Annotated in this window: 20 protein-coding genes; 10 read left to right on the top strand and 10 right to left on the bottom strand. The window is 70.5% G+C overall.

Going from position 1 to position 22,932, the window contains the following annotated elements; translation table 11 throughout:
• Positions 1-4: 4 nt before the first annotated feature.
• Positions 5-277, bottom strand: a complete 273-nt coding sequence (locus tag OU416_RS22325) for a UBP-type zinc finger domain-containing protein (protein WP_270928960.1) — start codon at positions 275-277, stop codon at positions 5-7.
• An 88-nt stretch (positions 278-365) separates the two neighbouring features.
• Here OU416_RS22325 and OU416_RS22320 point away from each other — a divergent pair, with 88 nt between their 5' ends.
• Positions 366-1,931, top strand: coding sequence for a Na+/H+ antiporter (locus OU416_RS22320; RefSeq protein ID WP_270928959.1), 1,566 nt, complete (start codon positions 366-368; stop codon positions 1,929-1,931).
• 118 nt (positions 1,932-2,049) lie between these two features.
• Here the strand turns inward: OU416_RS22320 and OU416_RS22315 are convergent, their stop codons facing one another.
• Complete coding sequence (locus tag OU416_RS22315; RefSeq protein ID WP_270928958.1) at positions 2,050-2,793, bottom strand: IclR family transcriptional regulator; 744 nt, start codon at positions 2,791-2,793, stop codon at positions 2,050-2,052.
• Between the two features lie 279 nt (positions 2,794-3,072).
• Between OU416_RS22315 and OU416_RS22310 the strand changes: the two genes are divergently transcribed.
• The gene (locus tag OU416_RS22310; RefSeq protein ID WP_270928957.1) at positions 3,073-4,269 is read left to right on the top strand and encodes an NAD(P)/FAD-dependent oxidoreductase; all 1,197 of its coding nucleotides are present in this window, start codon (positions 3,073-3,075) and stop codon (positions 4,267-4,269) included.
• A gap of 315 nt (positions 4,270-4,584) precedes the next feature.
• Here OU416_RS22310 and OU416_RS22305 read toward each other — a convergent pair whose 3' ends face one another.
• Genes OU416_RS22305 through OU416_RS22290 form a run of 4 tightly spaced genes read right to left on the bottom strand, consistent with a single transcriptional unit; the run spans position 4,585 to position 9,490 of the window.
• A complete protein-coding gene (locus OU416_RS22305) occupies positions 4,585-5,199 on the bottom strand; it encodes a sarcosine oxidase subunit gamma (RefSeq protein WP_270928956.1) in 615 nt (204 codons plus the stop codon).
• On the bottom strand, positions 5,186-7,999 hold the full coding sequence (locus OU416_RS22300; protein ID WP_270928955.1) for a 2Fe-2S iron-sulfur cluster-binding protein: 2,814 nt from the start codon (positions 7,997-7,999) through the stop codon (positions 5,186-5,188). The genes OU416_RS22305 and OU416_RS22300 overlap by 14 nt, the downstream gene beginning before the upstream one ends.
• Complete coding sequence (locus tag OU416_RS22295; protein WP_270928954.1) at positions 7,996-8,253, bottom strand: sarcosine oxidase subunit delta; 258 nt, start codon at positions 8,251-8,253, stop codon at positions 7,996-7,998. Before OU416_RS22295 ends, OU416_RS22300 begins: the two co-directional genes overlap by 4 nt.
• A gap of 16 nt (positions 8,254-8,269) precedes the next feature.
• The gene (locus OU416_RS22290; protein ID WP_270928953.1) at positions 8,270-9,490 is read right to left on the bottom strand and encodes a sarcosine oxidase subunit beta family protein; all 1,221 of its coding nucleotides are present in this window, start codon (positions 9,488-9,490) and stop codon (positions 8,270-8,272) included.
• Positions 9,491-9,571: 81 nt separating this feature from the next.
• Between OU416_RS22290 and OU416_RS22285 the strand changes: the two genes are divergently transcribed.
• The 5 genes from OU416_RS22285 (at position 9,572) to OU416_RS22265 (ending at position 16,821) form a co-directional block, all read left to right on the top strand.
• Positions 9,572-10,213 carry a GntR family transcriptional regulator gene (locus OU416_RS22285; protein ID WP_270928952.1) on the top strand — a complete coding sequence of 214 codons (642 nt, stop codon included), beginning with the start codon at positions 9,572-9,574 and terminating at the stop codon, positions 10,211-10,213.
• A 208-nt stretch (positions 10,214-10,421) separates the two neighbouring features.
• Positions 10,422-12,887 carry a GcvT family protein gene (locus OU416_RS22280; protein WP_270928951.1) on the top strand — a complete coding sequence of 822 codons (2,466 nt, stop codon included), beginning with the start codon at positions 10,422-10,424 and terminating at the stop codon, positions 12,885-12,887.
• 92 nt (positions 12,888-12,979) lie between these two features.
• Complete coding sequence (locus tag OU416_RS22275) at positions 12,980-14,173, top strand: glycine cleavage T C-terminal barrel domain-containing protein (RefSeq protein ID WP_270928950.1); 1,194 nt, start codon at positions 12,980-12,982, stop codon at positions 14,171-14,173.
• Between the two features lie 111 nt (positions 14,174-14,284).
• Positions 14,285-15,127 (top strand): methylenetetrahydrofolate reductase, encoded by an 843-nt coding sequence (locus OU416_RS22270; protein ID WP_270928949.1) that lies wholly within the window; start codon positions 14,285-14,287, stop codon positions 15,125-15,127.
• Complete coding sequence (locus OU416_RS22265; RefSeq protein WP_270928948.1) at positions 15,124-16,821, top strand: formate--tetrahydrofolate ligase; 1,698 nt, start codon at positions 15,124-15,126, stop codon at positions 16,819-16,821. The genes OU416_RS22270 and OU416_RS22265 overlap by 4 nt, the downstream gene beginning before the upstream one ends.
• Positions 16,822-16,878: 57 nt before the next feature.
• Here the strand turns inward: OU416_RS22265 and OU416_RS22260 are convergent, their stop codons facing one another.
• A complete protein-coding gene (locus OU416_RS22260) occupies positions 16,879-17,229 on the bottom strand; it encodes an ArsR/SmtB family transcription factor (protein WP_270928947.1) in 351 nt (116 codons plus the stop codon).
• Positions 17,230-17,328: 99 nt separating this feature from the next.
• On the opposite strand from OU416_RS22260, the gene OU416_RS22255 reads away from it, so the two are divergent.
• Positions 17,329-18,528, top strand: a complete 1,200-nt coding sequence (locus tag OU416_RS22255) for an MFS transporter (RefSeq protein WP_270928946.1) — start codon at positions 17,329-17,331, stop codon at positions 18,526-18,528.
• Positions 18,529-18,611: 83 nt separating this feature from the next.
• On the opposite strand, the gene OU416_RS22250 is transcribed toward OU416_RS22255, so the two are convergent.
• Positions 18,612-18,812 (bottom strand): DUF397 domain-containing protein, encoded by a 201-nt coding sequence (locus OU416_RS22250; RefSeq protein WP_270928945.1) that lies wholly within the window; start codon positions 18,810-18,812, stop codon positions 18,612-18,614.
• Positions 18,813-18,817: 5 nt separating this feature from the next.
• Complete coding sequence (locus OU416_RS22245) at positions 18,818-19,669, bottom strand: helix-turn-helix domain-containing protein (protein ID WP_270928944.1); 852 nt, start codon at positions 19,667-19,669, stop codon at positions 18,818-18,820.
• A gap of 149 nt (positions 19,670-19,818) precedes the next feature.
• On the opposite strand from OU416_RS22245, the gene OU416_RS22240 reads away from it, so the two are divergent.
• Entirely contained in the window at positions 19,819-20,049 is a 231-nt protein-coding gene (locus tag OU416_RS22240; RefSeq protein WP_270928943.1) for a hypothetical protein, read from the top strand.
• Between the two features lie 491 nt (positions 20,050-20,540).
• Here the strand turns inward: OU416_RS22240 and OU416_RS22235 are convergent, their stop codons facing one another.
• Positions 20,541-21,551 carry a LacI family DNA-binding transcriptional regulator gene (locus OU416_RS22235; protein ID WP_270928942.1) on the bottom strand — a complete coding sequence of 337 codons (1,011 nt, stop codon included), beginning with the start codon at positions 21,549-21,551 and terminating at the stop codon, positions 20,541-20,543.
• A gap of 147 nt (positions 21,552-21,698) precedes the next feature.
• Between OU416_RS22235 and OU416_RS22230 the strand changes: the two genes are divergently transcribed.
• Entirely contained in the window at positions 21,699-22,787 is a 1,089-nt protein-coding gene (locus tag OU416_RS22230; protein WP_270928941.1) for an alpha/beta hydrolase, read from the top strand.
• Positions 22,788-22,932: the final 145 nt, after the last annotated feature.

Below are 22,932 nucleotides of genomic sequence, written 5' to 3'. Positions count from 1 at the left end.
GCGGTCAGGGGCGGAGCTTCTCGTCGACGTAGCACCAGGTCCAGGACTCGCCCGGCTCGAAGGAGCGGACCACCGGGTGGGATGTCTGGTGGTAGTGGGCCGTGGCGTGCTTGTGCGGGCTGGAGTCGCAGCAGCCGATGTGGCCGCACTCCGTGCACATGCGCAGGTGCGCCCACGCGTGCTCCCCCGCCGCCAGGCAGTCCTCGCAGCCGTCCGCCCGGCTCGGCTCCGGCGCTTGCTCGGCCGCTTCGCGCAGGTGCGCGCAGCTGGTGGACATCACAGGCTCCCTCTTGGTGCGTTCGGGCGAGAATGTCGTTCCGACGGTAACCGCGCGGTTCGGCCTTCCGCACCAACACGGAGCGACCATGCACGATCTTCCCGCACTCATGGCACTGCTCGCCGGATCGCTCGCGGTGACCGCGATCGCCCGGCGCATCGGCCTGTCCGCGCCGCTGGCGCTCGTGGTGGTCGGGCTGGCGGTGTCGTCGATCCCCGGAGTGCCGGACTACGCCCTCGACCCGGACGTGGTGCTGCTGCTGATCCTGCCGCCGCTGCTGTACTCCGCGGCGCTGAACAGCTCCACCATCGGCATCCGGGCCAACCTGAAACCGATCGGGCTGCTGGCCTTCGGGCTGGTCCTGTTCACCACGGCGGTCGCCGGGGCCATCGCCTGGTGGCTGGTGCCGGACCTGCCGGTGAGCGCGGCGCTGGTGCTCGGCGCGGTGCTCGCGCCGCCGGACGCGGTCGCGGCCATCTCCATCGGCCGCAGGCTCGGGCTGCCGCGCAAGATCATGACGGTGCTCAGCGGCGAGAGCCTGGTCAACGACGCGACCGCGCTCACCGCCTACCGGGTGGCCGTGGCCGCTGCGGTCGGCGTCGGCTCCTCGCTGCTGGGCGGCGTCGGCATGTTCCTGATCGCCGCGGTGGGCGGGGTGGTGATCGGCTACGCCATCGGCTGGCTGGTGCACCGGATCAGGCGGTTGCTGCGCGACGACCTGCTGGAGAGCGCCACCGGGCTGATCGTGCCGTTCTTCGCCTACCTGCTGGCCGAGGAGGTGGGCGCCTCCGGTGTGCTGGCCGTCGTGGTGGCCGGGCTGTACCTGGGGCACCACGCGACCTCGGGCAGCGCCGCCACCCGGTTGCAGGACCGGGCGGTGTGGAACGCCGCGGACACGCTGCTCGAAGCGGTGGTGTTCGCCCTCATCGGCCTGCAGCTGCGCAGCGTCGCGGAGAGCGTCTCGATCGACCTCGGGCCGCTGTTCGTCGCCGGGTTGGCGCTCACCGCCGGCGTGGTGCTCGCGCGGGTGGTGTGGGTCTTCCTGGTGATGTACCTACCGGAGCTGCTGCGCGGCCGCGAACCGAGCTGGCGGGACAAGGTGGTGGTGTCGTGGGCGGGCATGCGCGGCGTGGTGTCGCTGGCGGCGGCCTCGGCGATCCCGACCGCGACGCTGAGCGGCGAACCGTTCCCGCACCGCGCCGAGGTGCTGTTCCTGACGTTCTTCGTCACCCTGGCGACGCTGCTGCTGCACGGCAGCACGCTCCCCTGGCTCATCAACGAGCTGGGCGTGCGCGGAACCGAGGACTACACCGATGCGCTCGCCGAAGCCGAAGCACAGCACAACGCGGCCCGCGCGGCGCGGGAGCGCCTGGACGCGCTCGCCGCGGAGTCGGCGCTGCCGGAGGAGGCCGTGGAGCAGCTGCGAAGCGCAGCGCAGCAGCGCAGCAACCAGGCGTGGGAGCGGCTGGGGCGATCGGCCGACGAAGTCGGCGAGAGCCCGACGGCGGCGTACCGCCGCTTGCGCGGCGAGATGCTGGCGGCGGAGCGGGCGGTGTTCGTGCAGTTCCGCGACAACCGCCGCATCGACGACGAAGTCCTCCGCCGCGTGATGCACCAGCTCGACCTGGAGGAGCTCTGGCTCTCCCGCGACTGACGCCTCCCGCTGCTCCGGCGCCTAGCCCGGCACGCCGACGGCACGTCCGGATCTACGCGATTTCCATTGAAATCGCGTAGACCGCCCCTGGCCGGTGAGCCGCAGGGGACGTGCGCGGTCAGGCGAGGAAGCCGAGCTGGGAGGAGAGCTCCTTGGCCGCGATGCGCATCGCTCCGACGACCTCTCGCATCCGCTTGCGGGAGAAGCGGTAGGACGGGCCCGAGGCGCTCAGCGCCGCTATCACCTCGCCCTCCTGGTTGTAGACCGCCACCGCTGCCGCGTTGAGACCGAGCTCCAGCTCCTCGTAGCTCGTCGCGTAGCCGTCGCGGACGATCAGGTCGAAGTCCTTGCGCAGCTGGCCCGCGCTGGTGACGGTGCGGGTCGTGTAGCGCTCCAGCGGCCGGACCAGCAGCTCGTCCTGGTCCTCGCGCGGCGCGTGCGCGAACAGCACCTTGCCGCTGGAGGTGGCGTGCAGCGGCGTGCGCTGGCCGACCCAGTTGTGCGCGGTGACCGCCGCGGTGCCGCGGGCCTGGCTGATGTTGATGGCGACGTCGTGGTCCCGGATCGCGATGTTGACCGTCTCGCCCAGGTCGGCGGCCAGCGACTCGCAGAACGGCCTGCCCAGCCGTGGCAGGTCCATCCGCTCCGTCGCCGCCCCGGCCAGCCGCACGATGCCGAAGCCGATGGCGTACTTGCCGCGCTCGCCCAGCTGCTCGACCAGGCCGCGCGCTTCCAGCACGCTGACCAGCCGGGAGGCCGTCGACTTGTGCACTCCCAGCTCTCCGGCGATCTCGGTGATGCCGGCTTCTCCGTTGCGCGCCAGCAGTTCCAAGACGGTCACAGCCCGATCGACGGACTGCACCAGAGCGCCAGAACTCCTCCCGCGTGATTCAGCTGCGCTACCCACCGGTCAACCGTATCCGCTCGCGGTGCACATTCCAGAACCATCCAGCTTTTCGCGTGGGCGGGGCCTCGGATGCCGCCCCGGACTGCGAGATCGGAAAAGCTCATCCGTTGTCCCTCTTGACGTTGTCGTGGCCAGAGGGTCAGATTTGTTGCACATACTACGCGCTGTTCCTCATTGTGCAACGGAGGTCGGCTTGTCGTCATTCTTCGTGGCCGCACCGGCCGTGAGCGCCGCATGAGGGCGGTCGCCGTCGTCGGTTCCTCGGTGGCGGGCTGGCGAGCCGCGCAGGAGCTGCGCGAACAGGGCTTCGACGGGCGGCTGGTGATCATCGGCGCCGAACCGCACCGGCCCTACGACCGGCCGGCGCTGTCCAAGGAGTTCCTGGCCGGGCAGCTGCAACCGGAAGAACTCGCGCTGGGCAGCGACCAGGAGGAAGCCGACCTGGCCGCGGAGTGGCGGCTGGGCATCGCGGCGGTCCGGCTGGACACCCGGCGCGGCGCGGTGGTGCTCGCCGACGGCAGCGAGGTCCGGGTGGACGGGGTCGTGCTGGCGACCGGTTCGGCGCGGCGGAGCCTGCCCGGCACCGGCGAAGCGCCCGGCAGCCACCGGATGCGCACCATCGACGACGCGCTCGCGCTGCGCGAGGACGTCAGCGCCGGAGCGCGGGTCGTCGTGGTCGGTGCCGGCCTGATCGGCACCGAGATCGCCTCCAGCTGCCGGTCGCTGGGCGCCAACGTGACGCTCGTCGACGCCCAGCACCTGCCGCTGGCGCGAACTCTCGGCATCGAACTGGCGCCGCTGCACTTCGCGCAGCACGAGGACCACGGCGTGCGGGTGCGGTGCGGAACGCCCGCGATCCGGGTGCTGACCGAGGACCGGGTGACCGGCGTCGAACTGGCCGACGGGCGGGTGCTCCCGGCGGACGCGGTCGTGGTCGAGGTGGGCGCGGAACCCGCGACGCACTGGCTGCGCGGCTCCGGCCTGAAGCTCCGCGACGGCGTGCTCACCGACTCCGGTTGCGCCACCGCGATCCCGAACGTGGTGGCCGTCGGCGACATCGCCCGCTACCGGCCGCCGCACCACCCGCGCACGGTGCGCAGCGACCACTGGTCGACGGCGATGAACCAACCACCGGTCGCGGTCCGCAACCTGCTGGCCGGGCGCACCGTGGCGCACTACACCGGCGTCCCGCACTTCTGGTCGCGCCAGTACGGCTCGACGTTGCAGTTCGCGGGCTACGCGAGCCCGAAGGACCGGATCACCGTGGTGGAAGGCTCCCTGGCATCCCGCCGCTTCGTCGCCGCCTACCACCGCGGCGGCCGCCAGGTAGCGCTCCTGGCGATGAACAACCCCAAGCAGTTCGCCACCCACCGCCGCCGCCTCACCACCACCCTCACCACCCGCCCGAATCGCGGTGAAGGGCACCTTTAGGCAACTTACTCGCCAAAAGGTGCCCTTCACCGCGAGAAAACTCGCGCGGCGGACGCGGGTGGGTGGGGTGAAGGGCACCTTTCGCCCGCATAGTTGGTGAAAGGTGCCCTTCACCTGCTCCCCGAACGAGTGGCGACCCCGGTGAAGGGCACCTTTAGGCAAGTTAGTTGCTAAAAGGTGCCCTTCACCTCTCGCTCGATCGAGGCGCAGGTGCACCGCGGCGGCGGGGGGAGGCGTTCGTCATCCGTACGAGGTGGCGTGAAGGGCACCTTTCGCCTGGTTAGTTGGTGAAAGGTGCCCTTCGGTTGGTTCGGCTCATTCTGGGGTGAACTCGTGCATGGCGTCCAGGAGGAGGTCTGCCAGGTAGGGGGCGTAGGAGTTGCGGACCAGCAGGCGGTAGGTGGGTTCGTGGTCCAGGTGCCAGAGGATCGCTTGGGTTCTGCCTACCAGGGTTTGGGCGCAGCGGGTCGGCGGGAAGGATCTGGGGTGCAGGTCCAGGGAGCAGAGCTTCTCCAGGACGTCGCGGGATCTGGGGCCGGAGAGGCGCAGCGCGGTTCGGCTGGCTGACACGTCCACTGTGGAGCCCAGGGAGTCCGCCAGGGCTTCTGCCAGGGCCGGGAGGAGGGTCGGTGCTCGGCCGTCGGGGCCGATCAGGAGCCACTCGTCGGGGCCCAGCCACAGGGCCGCCGCGGTCTCGTCGCCGGAGACGAGGTTCGGCTCGTGGTGCGGCAGTGCCAGGTTCAGTGCGTGCTCGATGCGGGCCACCGCCGGGCTGCCCGGGTGCACGCGGAGGTTCACCTGGGTCAGGAACGGTTCCTCGGCCAGCGCGACGGCGGCTCCGCTGCGGGCGGCGAGCTCGTCGGCGCGCGCGGCCAGCGGGCTGCGGCGCAGGGTGTCGGCCTTCCGGCGGGCCTGGCTAGCGACCGTCACGGCGGGCTCCTTCCACGTCGTAGAACACCGGATCGGTCACCTCGACCGGGATGCGCCTGCCGTCGACCGGCACGTGCAGCACCTCGCCGATGCGCCCGCGGCCACCGCGGACCAGCGCCATCGCGAAGGCGCGCTCCAGGATCGCGCTGCGGTAGCTGGAGGTGACGTGCCCGAGCATCGGCACCGGCGGCGTCAGCGGCACGTCCGGCTCCACCAGGTGCGCGCCCTCCGGCAGCAGCTCGCCCGGGTCCACCGGGAGCAGCCCGACCAGCTGCTTGCGGTCGGCGCGGGCGGTGTCGGGCCGGGCGAAGGAGCGCTTGCCGATGAAGTCCTTGCGCTTGGACACCACCCAGTCCATGCCCAGGTCCTGCGGCGTCACGGTGCCGTCGGTGTCCTGCCCGACGATCACGAAGCCCTTCTCCGCGCGCAGCACGTGCATGGTCTCGGTGCCGTAGGGCGTGATGCCGAAGTCCTGCCCGGCTTCGTGGACGGCCTCCCACAGCGCCAGGCCGTACCAGGACGCCACGTTGATCTCGTAGGCCAGCTCGCCGGAGAACGAGATCCGGCTGATCCGGGCCGGGATCCCGTTGCCCAGCGCGGTTTCCCGGAACTCCAGGAAGCCGAAGGCCTCGTTCGAGACGTCCAGGTCCGGGGCCAGCCTGCCCACCACCGCCCGCGAATCGGGCCCGACCACGGCCACCGCGGCCCACTGCTCGGTCACCGAGGTGCAGTGCACCGCCAGGTGCGGCCACTCGGTCTGCAGCCACTCCTCCAGCCACTCCAGCACCGCCGCGGCACCGCCGGTGGTGGTGCTCATCAGGTAGCGGTCCTCGGCCAGCCTCATGGACACGCCGTCGTCGAAGACCATCCCGTCGGCGCGGCACATCACCCCGTAGCGGGCCTTGCCGACCTGGAGCTTGGCGAAGGCGTTGGTGTAGACGCGGTTCAGGAACTCCGGCGCGTCCGGCCCGACGACCTCGATCCGGCCGAGCGTGGAGACGTCCTGCATCGCGACCCCGGTGCGCGCGGCCAGGCATTCGCGGTGCACCGCGGCGGCCATGTCCTCGCCCTGGCCCGGGTAGTACCGGGGCCGCTTCCACTGCCCGACGTCCTCGAACTCCGCCCCGTGCGCCACGTGCCAGGAGTGCATCGGCGTGGTGCGCACCGGATCGTGCAGCACACCCCGGTCGCGCCCGGCCAGCAGCGCGAACGTCACCGGGCTGTGCGGCGGCCGGAAGGTCGTGGTGCCGACCTCGCCCGGCGACTCCGCGCCCAGCGCCTCGGCGATGATGCCGATGGCGTTGACGCCGGAGGTCTTGCCCTGGTCGCTGCCGGTGCCGATGGTGGTGTAGCGCTTGACGTGCTCGACCGAGCGCATCCCGGCGCCGATCGCGCGCCACACGTCGGCGACCGTGGCATCGCGCTGCAGGTCGACGAAGTGCTGCGTCCACTCCGCCGGTTCGCCGGATTCCCCCGGCACCAGCCACACCGGTTGCGGCGCGCTGACCGGCCGGTCGCCGGTCACCGGCGGCACCGGCGGAGCCGCGATCCGGAAGCCGCTGGCGGTGGCCGCTTCCGCGCCCGCTGCCAGCCCTTGGGCGAGGCAACCCGCGAGGTCGTAAGTACCGCGCGCGGCCCCGATCACCTTGGGTCGCCCGGCTTCCTGCTCCGGCACGAACCCGGCCACCAGCCGGTCCCAGCGCAGCGCCCCGCCCGCCTGGCTGAACAGCTGCACCGCGGGGTTCCACCCGCCGCACACCGCCAGCAGGTCGCACGCCACGTCGACCGGCGTTCCCGCTCCCCCGATGCGCGCGGAGGTGATTCGCCGGTCCCCGGTCGTCCCGATGACGGCGGAGCCGGTGAACACCTGCGCGCCCAGGGATTCCGCCAGTTCGACGAGCCGCTGCGGTGGTTCCGGCCGCGTGTCGACCACCGCGCGGACCCGGGCCCCGGCAGCGGCGAGGTCGGCCGCGGTCAGGTACGCGCTGTCGGACGTGGTGACCACGACCGCGTCCCGGCCGGGCAGCACCGCGAACCGCTTGAGGTAGGTGCGCACCGCCGAGGCGAGCATGATGCCGGGCCGGTCGTTGTCGGCGAAGACCATCGGCCGCTCGTGGGCTCCGGTGGCCAGCACGACCCGCTGCGCGCGCACGTGCCACAGCCGCTGGCGGTTGCCGCGCCGCTCGGCGATGAGCAGGTAGTTGTGGTCGTAGAGACCGACCGCGGCGGCGCGGGTGAGCACCCGGACCTCCGGCATGTCGACGAATTCCCGTGCCGCGCGGGCGATCCACTCCCCCGCGCTGCGGCCGTCGATGCGCTCGCCGCCGTCCAGCAGCGCCCCGCCCAGCTCGCGCCACTGCTCGACCAGCAGCACCCGCGCGCCGCTGCGCCCGGCGGCCAGCGCGGCGGCGATCCCGGCCGGGCCCGCGCCGACGACGACCACGTCGGCGTGCACGTACTTCTTGTCGTGGACCGCGGGATCCGGTGCGCCGCTGAGCCAGCCGACGCCGGACAGGCTCGCCACCTGCAGGCCGTCGTGCAGTTCCAGCGTCGTGGCGGGCACCATCGGCTCCGGGCCACCGCTGAGCACCTGCACCAGCGCGTTCGGTTCGGTGCCGTCGGCGGTGACGATGCCGCGCGGCCGGTCGCGGTAGATCGACGGGCCGACCTCGATGCGGCCGTTGGCCAGCAGCGCCGACGCCAGCGTGTCACCGGGGTGGCCGGTGAGCTCGATACCGTCGAAGGAGAACCGCAGCGCGCGGGAGCGGTCGATGCGACCTCCCGCCGGAAGCCGTGTCATGGCACCACCTTCTCGGGACGCATCTCGTTGGTCGCGGTGTCTCGGACGACGTCGAACCAGCGGCGGCAGCCCGCTGCGTGCGCCCACCGCTCGTGGAACAGCCCGCGCGGGTTGTCGCGGACGAACAGGTATTCCGCCCACGCCGCGTCGTCCAGCTCGGCGGGGTTGTCGGGGAAGTCGACGTGGGCTTGCCCGCCGTAGTGGAACTCGGCCTCGTCCCGGTCCCCGCACCAGGGGCAGTGGATCAGCAGCATCAGGCGCTCCAATTCCTCAGTGGGCGACGGCGGCGGCGCCGTGCTCGTCGATGAGGGCACCGGTGGTGAAGCGCTCCAGGCCGTAGGGCGCGTTGAGCGGGTGCGGACGGCCGGTGGCGATGGTGTGCGCGTACACCCAGCCGACGCCCGGTGTCGCCTTGAAACCGCCCGTCCCCCAACCGCAGTTGAGGTAGAGGTTCTCGTACGGCGTCGGGCCGATGATCGGCGAGGCGTCCGGGGTGACGTCCACGGTGCCCGCCCAGGTCCGGATCACGTGCGCTCGCGCGAAGATCGGGAACAGCTCCAGCGCCGCCGCCATCTGCCGCTCGATCACGTGCACCGAGCCGCGCTGGCCGTAGCCGTTGTAGCTGTCGATGCCCGCGCCGAGCACCAGCTCGCCCTTGTGCGCCTGGCTGCAGTAGACGTGCACGTGGTTGGACATCACCACGCACGGGTGGACCGGTTCGAGCAGCTCGGACACCAGCGCCTGCAGCGGATGGCTCTGCAGCGGCAGGCGCAGGCCGAGCTGATCGGTGAGCAGCGAGGTGCGCCCGGCAGCGGCGAGCGCGACCCGGTCGGCGCCGATCGGGCCGAGGGAGGTCTCGACCCCGGTGACCCGGTCGCCGTCGAGCTGGAACCCGGTCACCTCGCAGCCCTGGATCAGGTCCACGCCCATCTCGTCGGCCTTGCGAGCGAAGGCCCAGGCGACGTGGTCGTGCTTGGCGATCCCGCCGCGGCGCTGCAACGTCGCGCCCAGCACCGGGTACCGGACGTCGGCGGAGAGGTTCAGGATCGGGCACAGCTCGGCGATCTCGGCGGGCTCGACCCACTCCGCGTCGATCCCGTTGAGCTGGTTGGCGAACACCCGCCGCCGCGAGTCGCGCACCTCCTGCTCGGTGTGCACCAGGTTGAGCACCCCGCGCTGGCTGAGCAGGAAGTCGTAGTCCAGCTCGGCGGGCAGCGCCTCCCACAGGTCCAGCGCGTGGTTGTAGAGCGAGGCGCTCTCGTCGAAGAGGTAGTTGGAGCGGATGATCGTGGTGTTGCGGGCCATGTTGCCGCCGGCCAGCCAGCCGCGTTCGAGCACCGCGACGTCCCGGATGCCGTGGTTGCGCGCCAGGTAGTAGGCCGTGGCCAGGCCGTGCCCACCGGAGCCGACGATCACCACGTCGTAGTGCCGCTTCGGATCCGGGTTGCGCCACAGCCTCGGCGGCGGTTCGGGAAGGGGAGTGGAAACCACCGCGGCCTCCAAAACGGGAGTGACCAGGGGGAACTGTGTTGTGCAAACTGATATATCAGTCTGTGGGGTAGGCTACGAGACGTGTCCGCAGCCGTCAATTCCCCCTCGCAGGCCGAGCGCGCCTACCTGACGTTGCGCGACCTGATCCTGACCCTGCAGCTGCCGCCCGGCGCCCCGGTGCCCGAGGAGCCGCTGACCGGCGAGCTCGGCATCGGCCGCACCCCGTTCCGGGAGGCCGTCAAGCGGCTGGAGTCGGAGTCGCTGGTGGCGATCTACCCGCGGCGCGGAACCTTCGTCACCGAGGTCAACATCACCGACCACGCGCTGATCGCCGACGTGCGCCGCCGCCTGGAGGGCCACGCCGCGCGCCGCGCCGCCGAGCGCGCCACCGACGCCGAGCGTGCCGAGCTCGACGAGCTGCGCGTGCTCGCCGAAGACCTCTCCGGCGACCAGCCGGTGATCATGGACGTCGACGCCCGGGTGCACCGCACGATCTACCGCTGCACCCACAACCGCTACCTGGAAACCACTCTCGGCCAGTACTACAACCTGGCCCTGCGCATCTGGCACCTGTTCTTCGACCGCCTCCCGAACGTCGCCGACCACGTCGGGGAGCACGCGGACCTCCTCAAGGCGATCATCGCCGCGGACGCCGACCGAGCAGACCGGATCGCGGTCACCCACGTCGACCACTTCGAGAAGTCCATCCGCCAAGCCATCTGACGCGCCGCGCGTGCTTGGTTCGCGCGAATGGCTTGGTTGTGGGTGGGCCGTGCGCGTTTTGGGGCGTCATAGCACCCCAAAGCACTCACGGCAGTTGACCAGGCCGAGCCCCGAATTGGTCCTCCCGTGTCCTTGACGTGCGCCCTCGCCGAGGTGCACCGTTGCGTTAGACGCAGTGGGTTGTCGTAGACGCAACAAGGCGGCAGCTATGGATTCCAGCGCCCAAGTGCTCCTCATCGGCGCAGGCATCGTGGGATGCAGCACCGCTCACCACCTCGCGCGCCTCGGAGTCACCGACGTCCTCGTCGTCGAGCAGGGACCGCTGTTCGCCACCGGAGGTTCCAGTTCGCACGCGCCCGGCCTGGTCTTCCAGACCAACCCCTCGGAGTCGATGAGCCGGCTGGCCACCCGCACCGTCGAGACCTACGCCGGGCTGGAGCTCGACGGACTCCCCTGCTACCACCAGGTCGGCGGGATCGAGGTGGCCGCGACGCCGGAGCGCTGGGACGACCTCAAGCGCAAGCTCGGCCTGGCCACCGCGTGGGGCATCCGCGGCGAGCTGCTCGACCCGCGGCAGGTCCAGGAGCTGATCCCGCAGCTCGATCCGACGCGCATCCACGGCGGCCTGCACGTGCCCACCGACGGCATCGCCAAGCCGGTGCGCGCCGCCGAGGCCATGGCGCGCGAAGCGATGCGGCGGGGCGTGCGGTTCGCCGCCGACACCGAGGTGACCGGCTTCGACGTCCGGGGCGGCGAAGTCCGCACCGTGCGCACCACCCGCGGCGATGTCGCGGTGCAGACCGTCCTGTGCTGCGCGGGCATCTGGGGCCCGAAGATCGGCGGGCTGGCCGGGGTGTCGATCCCGGTGCAGCCGCTGGCCCACCAGTACGCGGTGACCGGCCCGGTGCCGGGCCTGGCAGGCGCCCGCGGCGAGGTGGAGCAGCCGATCCTGCGGCACCAGGACCGGTCCATGTACTTCCGGCAGATCCACGACCGCTGCGGCATCGGCTCCTACCGGCACCGCGCGATTCCGGTGGACGGCAACGACATCCTGCCCACCTCGACCGACGGGGCCGAAGCACCGTCCGAGGGCGGCGGCTGGAAGGGCATGGCATCGGTGCAGCCCTTCACCGCGGAGGACTTCGCCGGGCCGTGGGACGAGGCCCGCGCGCTGCTGCCCGCGCTGCGCCGCACCGAGATCGCCGAGGGCATGAACGGCCTGTTCCTGTTCACCGCCGACGGGATGCCGGTGCTCGGGCCGTCCAACGAGATCGGCAACTTCTGGGTCGCCGAGGCCGTGTGGATCACCCACGCCGGCGGTGTCGGCGAGATGATGGCGCAGTGGCTGACCGGGCGGGTGCCCGAGATCGACCTGCGCCAGGCCGATCTGCGCCGCTTCGAGGACTTCGCGCACAGCCCGTCCTACGTGGCCGAGCGCGGCGCGCAGAGCTTCCGCGAGGTCTACGACATCATCCACCCGCAGCAGCCGCCCGAGCACCCGCGCCCGCTGCGCACCAGCCCGTTCCACGACCGCCAGCGCGAGCTCGGCGCGGTGTTCCTGGAGGCCAACGGCTGGGAGCGGCCGCACTGGTACGAGAGCAACAAGTCCCTGGTCGACGGCCGCGACATCGTCCAGCCTGGCCCGTGGGCAGGGCGCTACTGGTCCCCGATCGTCGGCGCCGAACACCAGGCCACCCGCGAGCGAGTTGCGATGTACGACATGACTTCCCTGGCCAGGGCGGAAGTCACCGGGCGCGGTGCGCTCGACCTGCTGCAGCGGCTGACCACCAACCAGCTCGACCGGCCGCCCGGCTACGTGACCTACACGCTGCTGCTGGAGCCGACGGCCGGGATCCGCGCGGACATCACCGTCGCCCGCCTCGGCCGGGACACCTTCCAGGTCGGCTGCAACGGTCCGCGCGACATCGCCTGGCTGCGCGGGCACGCCGACGAGACCGCGCAGGTCCGCGACATCACCGGCGGCACCTGCTGCATCGGGTTGTGGGGCCCGCGCGCCCGCGACGTGCTCGCCGCGCTGGCCGACCGCGACGTCTCGAACCAGGCCTTCCGGTTCTTCCGCGCCAAGCGGCTGCGCGTGCGCGAGGTTCCGGTGGTCGCACTGCGGCTGTCCTATGTGGGCGAACTCGGCTGGGAGCTCTACACCTCCGCGGAGTTCGGCCGGCGGCTGTGGGACCTGCTGGCCGAGGCGGGCGCCGAGCACGGCGTCTTCCCCGGCGGGCGCGGCGCCTTCAACGGGCTGCGCCTGGAGAAGGGATACCGGGCCTGGGGGGCGGACGTGTGGAGCTCGCACGATCCGGACGAAGCGGGTCTCGGCTTCGCCGTGAAGACCGACAAGGGCGACTTCATCGGCCGGGACGCGCTGCTGCGGCGGCGGGAGAGCCCGCCGCGGCGACGGCTGTGCTGCCTGACGATCGACGACGGCACCGTGCTGACGGGCTCCGAGCCGGTGTTCGCCGGTGGTGCACCCGTCGGGTTCACCACGAGCGCCGGCTACGGCTACAGCACCGGCGCCAGCCTGGCCTACGCCTGGCTGCCCGCAGAACTGTCCCGACCGGGCACCTCCGTGCAGGTGTCCTACTTCGACCAGCGGCATCCGGCGACGGTCGCCGCTGACCCCGTCTTCGACCCCGAGATGACCAGAATGCGCTGCTGATCAGCACATTCCACGCGAACCCTGGAGACACCCGGCCGCGCTGCCCCACCAGCGGCGCGGATATCGGCTACCCCGGAGGAGGCGGAGCACTCATGACCATCAACCCGAATCCCGGTGTCCTGCTCTACCCGCGGCTGCGCAAGTCGCCGTTCTTCTACGCCTCGCGGCGGCACGGCGTCGGCCTGTACAGCGTGTACAACCACACCTACCACCCGCGGCACTACGGCGATCCGGTCGGCGAGTACTGGGCGCTGCTGGAGGGCGTGACGCTGTGGGACGTCGGTGTCGAGCGGCAGGTGGAGATCACCGGCCCCGACGCCTTCGAGTTCACCAACATGCTCGTGCCCCGCGACCTGACCAAGTGCAAGGTCGGGCAGTGCAAGTACGTGTTCGTCACCGCCGAGGACGGCGGCATCATCAACGACCCGGTGCTGCTGCGGCTCGGCGAGAACCGCTTCTGGTTGTCGCTGGCCGACAGCGACGTGCTGCTGTGGGCCAAGGGCCTGGCGCACAACCTGGGCGTGGACGTCGAGATCCGCGAACCCGACGTCGGGCCGGTGCAGGTCCAGGGCCCGAAGTCGCGGGACGTGATGGTCGACCTCTTCGGCGAGTCGATCCTCGACGTGCCCTACTACTACGCGGTGGAGCGCGAGCTGGACGGCATGCAGGTGGTGGTCTCGCGCACCGGCTACACCGCCGAGCTGGGCTACGAGATCTACCTGCACGACGCCAGCCGCGACGGCGTGCGGCTGTGGGACGCCATCTGGCAGGCCGGCGAACCGCACGGCATGCGGGTGATCGGGCCGTGCCACATCCGGCGCATCGAGGCCGGGATCCTGTCCTGGGGCTGCGACATCACCTACGACACCAACCCGTTCGAGGTCGGCTACGGCTTCGAGAAGACCTGGATGGTCGACCTGGAGCAGGAGGCGGACTTCATCGGCAAGGCCGCGCTGCGGCGGATCAAGGCGGAGGGCATCAGCCGCAAGCTGGTCGGCGTGGAGATCGGCGGGCCGGGCGTGGGCTCGTTCAACGACGGCGAGATGGTCGACGTCTTCGACGTGCACGACCCGCACGGCCTGCGCATCGGCGAGGTCACCTCGGCCTGCTACTCGCCGCGCCTGGAGCGCAACATCGGCTACGCGATGGTGCCGATCGCCTACGAGGGCCTGGGCACCGAACTCGTGGTGCACACCCAGCACGGCCCGCAGGACGCGGTCGTGGTGGAGAAGCCGTTCCTGGACCCGACCAAGGACATCCCCAAGCGCCTGGTCGGCTCGGCGTAGTCGTGAGTGCTTTGAGGGGCTATAGCACCCCAAACCGCTCACGACCCCAAGGAAGACCGAACCCCTGGCACCAACTGACCCCGAGCCAACAACTGAAGGAGGTGAGCAACGATGAAGACCCAACCCGAACTCCTGCAGCAGTCGCTGAACCACGCCCGGTTCGAGGTGATTCCGCTGAAAGGCGTGCTGGCGCAGGCGGAACTGCTGCCCGCGGGCACCACCGTGACGGTCACGGCCTCGCCGGCCAAGGGCATCGAGGCCACCATGGACCTGGCCGCTGAGCTGCGGGCACGCGATCTGCACGTGGTCCCGCACCTGGCGGCCCGGATGATCGGCGACCGCGCGCACCTGACCGCGCTGCTCGACCGCACCGACGAGCTCGGCATCACCGAGGTGTTCGTGGTGGCCGGGGATTCACCGGTTCCGCGCGGCGACTTCCCCGATGCCCTCGCGCTGCTGCGCGCGATGGACGAGCTCGGCCGCCGTCCGGAGCGGGTGGGCATCACCGGCTACCCGGAGCGGCACGCGTTCATCCCCGACGCCACGACCGTCCGGGCCATGACCGAGAAGTCCCGCTACGCCGACTACGTGGTCTCGCAGATCTGCTACGACCCGCGGACGGTGGCGTCCTGGGTGAAGGCGGTGCGCGCCCGCGGCGTGCTGCTGCCGATCCACCTCGGCGTGCCCGGTGTGGTGGACGCGCGCAGGCTGCTGCGGATCTCGCTGCGGATCGGGCTGGGCGAGTCGATGCGCTACCTGCGCAAGCAGCACGGCGTAGTGTCGAAGTTGCTCACCCGCTACACACCGGAGGAGCTGTTCGACGGGCTCTCCCCCCACCTCGTCGACCCCTCCTGCGGCATCGCGGGCTGGCACTTCTTCACCTTCAACGAGATCGCGAAGACGGTGCAGTGGCGCCACGACCTGATCGCCCGGCTCAGGGAGGTACCCGCATGAACATCCCCTCCGACCTCGACATCTCCCGCAACACCTCGCTCGAGCCGCTGGAGGACGTCGCGGCGCAGCTCGGCATCGGCCCCCACCTGCTCGAACCGTACGGCCGCAACGTCGCCAAGATCTCGCTGGAGGCGCTCGACGAGCTGCCCGCCGAGCCCACCGCCCGCTACATCGTCGTCTCGGCCATCACGCCCACCCCGTTGGGCGAGGGCAAGACGACCACGACGGTGGGGCTCGGCCAGGCGCTGCGGCACCTCGGCAAGCGCTCCGCGATTGCGATCCGGCAGCCGTCGATGGGCCCGACCTTCGGCATCAAGGGCGGCGCGGCGGGCGGCGGCTACAGCCAGGTGGTGCCGATGGAGGCGCTGAACCTGCACCTCACCGGCGACATGCACGCGGTCACCGCGGCGCACAACATGCTGGCCGCGATGCTGGACAACCACCTGCACAAGGGGAACGCGCTGGGCATCGACCAGCACCGGATCACCTGGCGGCGGGTGCTGGACGTCAACGACCGCGACCTGCGCAACATCGTCACCGGCTTGGGCGGCAAGGTCGACGGCACGCCCCGGCAGACCGGCTTCGACATCACCGCGGCCAGCGAGGTGATGGCGGTGCTGGCGCTGTCCACGTCGCTGCAGGACATGCGGCAGCGGCTGGGCCGGATCGTGGTCGGCTACACCCGCGACGGCGAGCCGGTCAGCGCCGAGCAGCTGCGCGCGGGCGGCGCGATGGCGGTGATCATGCGCGAGGCGATCAAGCCGAACCTGATGCAGACGACCGAGAACACGCCGGTGCTGGTGCACGCGGGCCCGTTCGGAAACATCGCGCACGGCAACTCCTCGGTGGTGGCCGACCGCATCGCCAGCCGCTGCGCGGACTACCTGGTGACCGAAGCGGGCTTCGGCGCGGACATGGGCGCCGAGCGGTTCTTCAACATCAAGTGCCGCACCTCCGGCCTGCGCCCGGACGCGGCGGTGCTGGTGGCCACGGTGCGCGCGCTGAAGGCGCACTCCGGCCGCTACAAGGTGGTCGCGGGAAGGCCGCTACCTGCGGCGATGCTGGCGGAGAACCCGGACGACGTGCGAGCGGGCGCGGCGAACCTGCGCAAGCAGATTGACAACATCCGGCTGCACGGGGTGTCGCCGGTGGTGGCGATCAACGCCTTCCCCACCGACTACCACAGCGAGCACGAGGCGATCCGCGAGATCGCCGAGGCCGAAGGCGCCCGCGTGGCGGTCAGCAACCACTACCTGGACGGCGGCAAGGGCGCGGTGGAGCTGGCCGAAGCGGTGGTGGCCGCAGCCGAGGAACCGAGCGGCTTCCAGCTCCTGTACCCGGATTCGGCGGACCTGCGCGCCAAGATCGAGACGATCGCGACGAAGATCTACGGCGCGGACGGCGTCTCCTACCTCCCCGCCGCAGCCCGAGCCCTGGACGGCTACGAGGCGAACGGCTACGGGAACCTCCCGATCTGCATCGCCAAAACCCACCTCTCCCTCAGCTCCGACCCGACCCTCCTCGGCGCTCCCACGGGCTGGACCCTCCCGGTCCGAGAAGTCCGGGCCTCGGTGGGTGCGGGCTTCATCTACCCGATCTGCGGCGAGATGCGCACGATGCCGGGCCTGGGCTCCCGCCCGGCGGCGGAGTCCATCGACATCGACGAGCACGGCCAGATCACCGGCCTGAGCTGACCGGTCCACGCGATTTCAAGGGAAGTCGGACGTCCGATTCCCCTTGAAATCGCGCACTCACCCGGCGGCGGGTTTCGACGACGCGACGAGATCGAGGAGACCGGGGAAGCGGGCGTCGAGGTCTTCGGTGCGGACCTGGCTGCGCCGTTCGGTGCCGTACTGGCGCTGGCGGATCAGGCCCGCCTCGCGCAGCGCCTTGAAGTGGTGCGTCAGCGAGGACTTCGGCCGGTCGAAGCCGAACCAGCCGCACGGGTGGTAGACGCCGCCCGACTCCACCAGCAGCTTGCGCACGATCTCCATCCGGAGCGGGTCCGACAGCGCGCCGAAGACGACCTCCAGCCGCAGGTCTTCGGCGGCGGGCTCGGGCAGCGGGTCCGGCAGCGCGCCTGCTTTCGCCGACGGTGACATGGGCAACACTCCTCAGGTAGTTGTACGACTTTTTTCGAACAAGGGCTATGTTCGACTCCAGTCGTAGTTCGAATCTGATCGTACAACGAGGGGAAGTCCGTGTCCCAGGCATCCGCGCCACCCGCCGAACCGACCGCACCGCCGAAGTGGGAGATCTGGCTGGCCGCCTGGCCGATCACCGCGGTGCTCGCGCTGTCCAACGCGGCCACCCCGCTCTACGTGCTGTGGCAGCGGGAGATCGGGTTCTCCTCGGGCATGCTCACGGTGATCTACGCCAGCTACATCGCCGGACTGCTCGGCACGCTCCTGGTGGCGGGCGTGGCTTCGGACCGCCTAGGCCGCAAGCCCGTCCTGGTGCCCGCGGTCGCACTCGGCGTGCTGTCCTGCCTGGTGTTCGCCACCGCCACTTCCGTCCCGGCGCTCGCCGTCGCGCGGCTGCTGACCGGCGTCGGAGTCGGCGCCGTGGTCTCGGCGGGGATGGCGGCGGTGACCGAGGTCGCGGGCCCGTCGCGGACCCGACTCGGATCGCTGCTGGCCTCCACAGCGATGGTGCTCGGCGCAGGACTCGGCCCCCTGCTGGCCGGGGTGCTGGCCGAAGCGCTGCCCGGCCCGACCGTCACCGTGTTCGCCCTCGAAGCCCTGCTGCTGGTCACCGCGCTGCTGGCGGTCCTCCGAATGCCGTTGCCCAGCAAGGGGAACCGCACGAGCACCGGCCCCTGGATCCGCCTGCCGTCGGTGCCGCGGGAGAACCGCGAGCACCTGCTCCGCGGCCTCGCCGTGTTCGCCCCCGGCATCACGGCGACCGGCTTCGTGCTCTCGCTCGGCCCGTCGCTGCTGTCCGACCTGCTGGGCTCCGAAAGCCGCATCCTCGCCGGCGGCATGGCGTTCGTGATGTTCGCGACCGCGACCGCGGTGCAGTTCGCGGTCCAGCAGCTCCCCATCCGCACCATCCTGACGGCCGGTGCCGCCGCCACGGTCGCGAGCATGGCGGCCCTGATGCTCGCAGTGCACCACTCATCGATCCCACCGCTGGTCGCCGCAGCGATGCTGGCAGGCGCGGGCCAAGGCCTGGGCCAGCTGGGCGGCCTGTCAATGCTGAGCGCAGAAGTCCCCACCGCCCGCCGAGCGGAGGCCAACGCCGCCTTCAACTTCGGCGGCTACCTCCCCGCCGGAGCCCTCCCAGTCGCGATCGGCTACCTCACGGACGCAACGAACCTCACCACCGGCGCAACCACCTTCGCCCTGCTCATGATCGCAGCAGCAACCCTCGGCCCCCTCACCACCCGCCCCCGCAACTGATCCCCTCGCGGTGAAGGGCACCTTTCGCCAACATACTGGGCGAAAGGTGCCCTTCACCTACCACCCGATCAGGGGGGCGCCGCTCAACGCGGGTCGAAACGCCCCGACTTCACCGAGCCGAGGAAGCTCGCAAAGGTCTTCTGGGATAACGGCAGGACAGGCGACTCATCTCCGAGCTTGCTGTCACGCACCAAGGCGATATCCGTCCGGTTTACGGCGACCTCGACGCAGTTGCCTGCTTGAGCGCTGCGGCTGGACTTGCGCCATTCAGGTGTCGTGCCCATGTCTCTCACTCCTTCGAACCGGCGTGCGCATCCGCGATGCTACGCAGCAGGCCCTCGGACTCCTCTCCTGAAAGCGCCTGCGCTTGAAGCGCGCTGAACAGCCGCGAAAGCTCGGCCACGTCTCGCAGGTCGTCGATGACGTGCCCGCCGAGCGGGGTGTCGCTGAACGCCACATCGTCATGCGAGGCGTCATCGAACCGGAGCACGGTGATCGGACCGACTGAGCCAGCATGAGCACCGGCCGAGAACGGCAGCACCTGCAAGTTCACCGTCTTTCGCTTCGCCACCGCAATCAGGTGCTCGAGCTGATCGACCATCACCGTCCGGGAGCCGACCACTCGGTGGAGAGCTTCTTCCGCGATCACCGCGTGCAGGGTCAGACCACCGCCGCTGTTCAACCTCTCCTGCCGTTTGAGTCGGACGTCGACCCAGCTTTGGAGCTCGGCGTCCGACAGCTTGAGCCGTCCCACCTCGTGCACCGCTCTCGCGTAGCCCTCCGTCTGCAGCAATCCCGGAATCAGACCCAGCTCGTAGTGGAAGATCTCGCTGGCCTCGGCTTCAAAGCCGACGAACGGAGCGAGATCGGACGGCAGCTTGTAGCTCTGCCACCAGCCGCGTTGACCGCTCTCCCGGCGCAGTTTCTGTAGCTGTTCGACCAGATCTTCCGGAGCCCGGTAGAACTTGAGCAGCGCATCCAAGTCCTTCGCAGACACCCTGGAGTGGCCACGCTCCCAGTGGCCCACTGTCGCTCGCGATCGCTCCAGGTGCGCAGCCGCCTCCTCCAGGGACACACCTGCGCTGGTCCGCAACTGTCGGAGCTGACGCCCCAAGTGCACTTGCCGTGCGGTTCCTGCCATGCGCCCAGCTTCGCACGGGAGATCGAACTCCCGAGATCACCTGTTCAGGCGGATCAGGGCCGCATACGTCGACTTTGTTACCGGGTAACCATTACCGTCTAACGCACAGTCATCGAGCGGTGACGCAGCGAACGGAGACAGGAGTCGACATGACGGGAACGAACGGACAACTGCGCTACCACTGGCTTCCGGTCGTAGACGATTCCAGCAGCTACGGGCTGGTCCGCCACGCATTCAGCGGTCGACGCATCGACGCAGGAACAAGCGGCAAATCCTTCTGCGGCGACCTGTTCGCCATTGCCGAGCCGTCCGAAATGGACTGGATACGCGCACCTTCGTGCCAGCGCTGCAACTCCGAGCTGAAAGCGATGAAGGGATGAGCGCGAACCTCGTGGCCATTTGGGCAATCGCCATCCTCGCCGTCACCTCGCTTGCGGCCTACTGCGCCCTCTATTTCTTCTCTCGCCAACCTCAGCATGCCGGAGGCGGGGAAGGAGCGTTGACGGTCCACTACTTGATCGCTCGAGTCGAAGCCGAAACCAGCAGCTGCGGTCGCCACCGGCTCCGCACACCCCCGGTCGATCAGCGCCCAACAGGCGACGAGCCCAGTGAACTTCCCGGCACCGAACCTGATTGCCGAAGCGATTGGGCTCGTGCGGCAGTTTTGCCGGAAACCGACCGGACAGTCCGGGCACGCCGGGGTGGCAGTTTCCGGCAAAACTGCCACCCCGCACCCTTGCAACGGATTCTCGCCGGGTTGCGGCGTCTGTAGACCGGCCCGGTGCCGGCCGCCTCCCTCCCCGACACCCGGCACCGGGCCTTCCCGGCCGGGCGATGCGACGCCCCCTCGCACCGCCCGGCCGGTCCCGGCTCAGGTCGAATCGCGCTCGACGAGGTTCAGGATCGGTTCCTCGATCTGCGGCGGCTTCGTGCGGGATTCTCGACCCAAGGCGACCAGGACGGCATCGATCAGGCGTCGGGCTTCGGCCGCCATGTCGACTCGGATCGTGGTCAGCGGTGGGTACGAGTAGCGGGCCAGCGGATCGTCGTCCACTCCGATGACGGCGAGGTCCGCCGGTGCCTGCAGACCGTTCTCCCGCATGCCCGCCAGCAGCGCGAACGCGGTCTCATCGCTGAACGCGCACACACCCGTGACCGGCCACCGGCCGCGCCGGAGTTCCGACACCACGTTGCCTGCGGCACCTTCGCCACCGGGCAGGGCTCGGACGAACGGGTCGGCCAGGTCGCGCTTCCGGCATTCGGCGCGGACGCCGTCCAATCGCCGGACCGCCATCGGTTCGTGCCCGGGGTCGTCCGGGAACACGTACGCGATCCGCCGGTGCCCGCGGGCCACCAGGTGCTCCACCTGCATCCGCCCGATGTCAGCCTGGTTCAGCGCCGACCCCACTTGGCCGGAGCGCGGCGGGTCGAGCGAGACCTCGACGATCGCCGCACCTGATCGTTCGACGGCAGCGCGGTCATCGGGCGAGAGATCCAGCAGCGTGATCACCGCCGCGGGCGTGATCGCACGCCACAGGTCGTCCACCGGCCGGTCCGTGTAGGCCCTGCTGTGCGCGACGAAGGCGAAGCCCTCCTCCGCCAGGTGCGCCGTCATCAGGCCGAGGAACCGGTCCTTCTCCCGGCTGGCCACCCAGCTGCCGAGCAGGCACAGCACGACCTCGCTCCGTCCGGAGCGGAGCGCGCGGGCGGCCGCGGAAGGGGCATAACCCAGGCGATCCGCGGCGGCCAGGACGGCCTGGCGGGTGGATTCCGGGATCGACTGACCAGGCGTGTCGTTGAGCACGAAGCTGACGGTCGTCCGGGAGACACCGGCTTCGCGCGCCACGTCCTGGGCGGTTGGCTGTCGCCGATCTGGAGACATCGCCTCTCCTGCGGGTTGCTGACGCAGAACGCTAGCACGCACCGGCGATCCACCAGCTCACCTGCGGATCACCCCTCCTTCCCGAGCGCTGTGCTAACTTTACTAACACGTGTTAGTAACTCGTCTCGCGAACAACGGAGTGAACCTGTGAGCGCTCGAACTGCGGCCTCGGCCGATCGCACCGGACGAAGAGCAGCCGCCCGAGCGAGCGTGCTCGTCGTCGCCGCCCTGCTGCTGACCGCTTGCGCCGACAGCACGGCCGTTCAGCCGCCATCGGCGGCACCGACGATCACGCCCACGACCTGCGGCCCCGACGGCCGCCCGGAGAGCCGTCCGCCCGCGGAACTTCCCGACCTGCCGATGCAGAAGCCGACACCAGCGCCCGAACCCGCGCACCGCGACCTCGCGTACGCGACGACTTCGCCCGCGCAGAAGCTCGATCTCTACCTGCCGCAGCAGAAATCCGGGGCCGCACCGCTGATCATCCTGATCCACGGCGGCGGTTTCATCCAGGGCGACAAGGCACAACCGGGAGATCTGCACGTGGTGTCGGCGCAGCTCTCGCGGGGCTACGCCGTCGCCAGCATCAACTACCGGCTCAGCTGCGAGGCCGCGTTCCCGGCCGGAGCCCAGGACGTCAAGGCCGCGATCCGCTGGCTCCGGGCGCACGCCACCGAATACCGCGTCGACCCGGACCGGTTCATCACCTGGGGTTCGTCGGCAGGTGCGTACATGTCCACGATGGCCGCCGTCACCGGGGACCAGCGCACGCCGTTCGACGACGACAGCCTCGGCAACGCCGAGGTCTCCAGCGCCGTGCAGGGCGCTGTCGCCTGGTACGGCCCGTACGACTTCGGGAAGATGGACCCGCAGTTCGCCGGCAGCACACCACCCGCCTGCAACGGCAACGTGCTGAAGCACGACCCACCGGAATCTCCGGAGTCGATCTGGCTGCGAGGCGGCCTGCAGACCGAAGCCGTGGCCGACGAGCTGCGCCAGGCCGATCCCGCGACCTACCTGCCCACCGCACGCGAGATCGCGCCGATCAGCTTCGCCGCCGGCGATTCCGACTGCCTGATCCCGCACGAGCAGACCCAGAACATGCACCGCGCGGTCACGGCCGCCGGCGGTCGGGCCAGCCTGACCATCGTCCCCGGCGCGGGGCACGACCTGCGCATCGCGACCGCCCAGCTCGAACCGGCACTGGCCTTCGCCGACTCGATCACCAAGAGCTGACCCGCGCGGCCATCAGCGACGGCCGCGAACGGATCTCCTCATCGACGAGCGCAGCCGGATCACCGGCCTGAGCTGACCGATTTTTCGAGGTGAAGGGCACCTTTCGCCCACTTACTTGGTCAAAGGTGCCCTTCACCCGCCACCC

The organism is Saccharopolyspora indica (assembly GCF_027853965.1).
GTDB classification, from domain to species: Bacteria; Actinomycetota; Actinomycetes; order Mycobacteriales; family Pseudonocardiaceae; genus Saccharopolyspora; species Saccharopolyspora indica.
The sequence above is the reverse complement of the archived record's forward strand: the minus strand, read 5'-3'. Positions and strand labels throughout refer to the sequence as shown.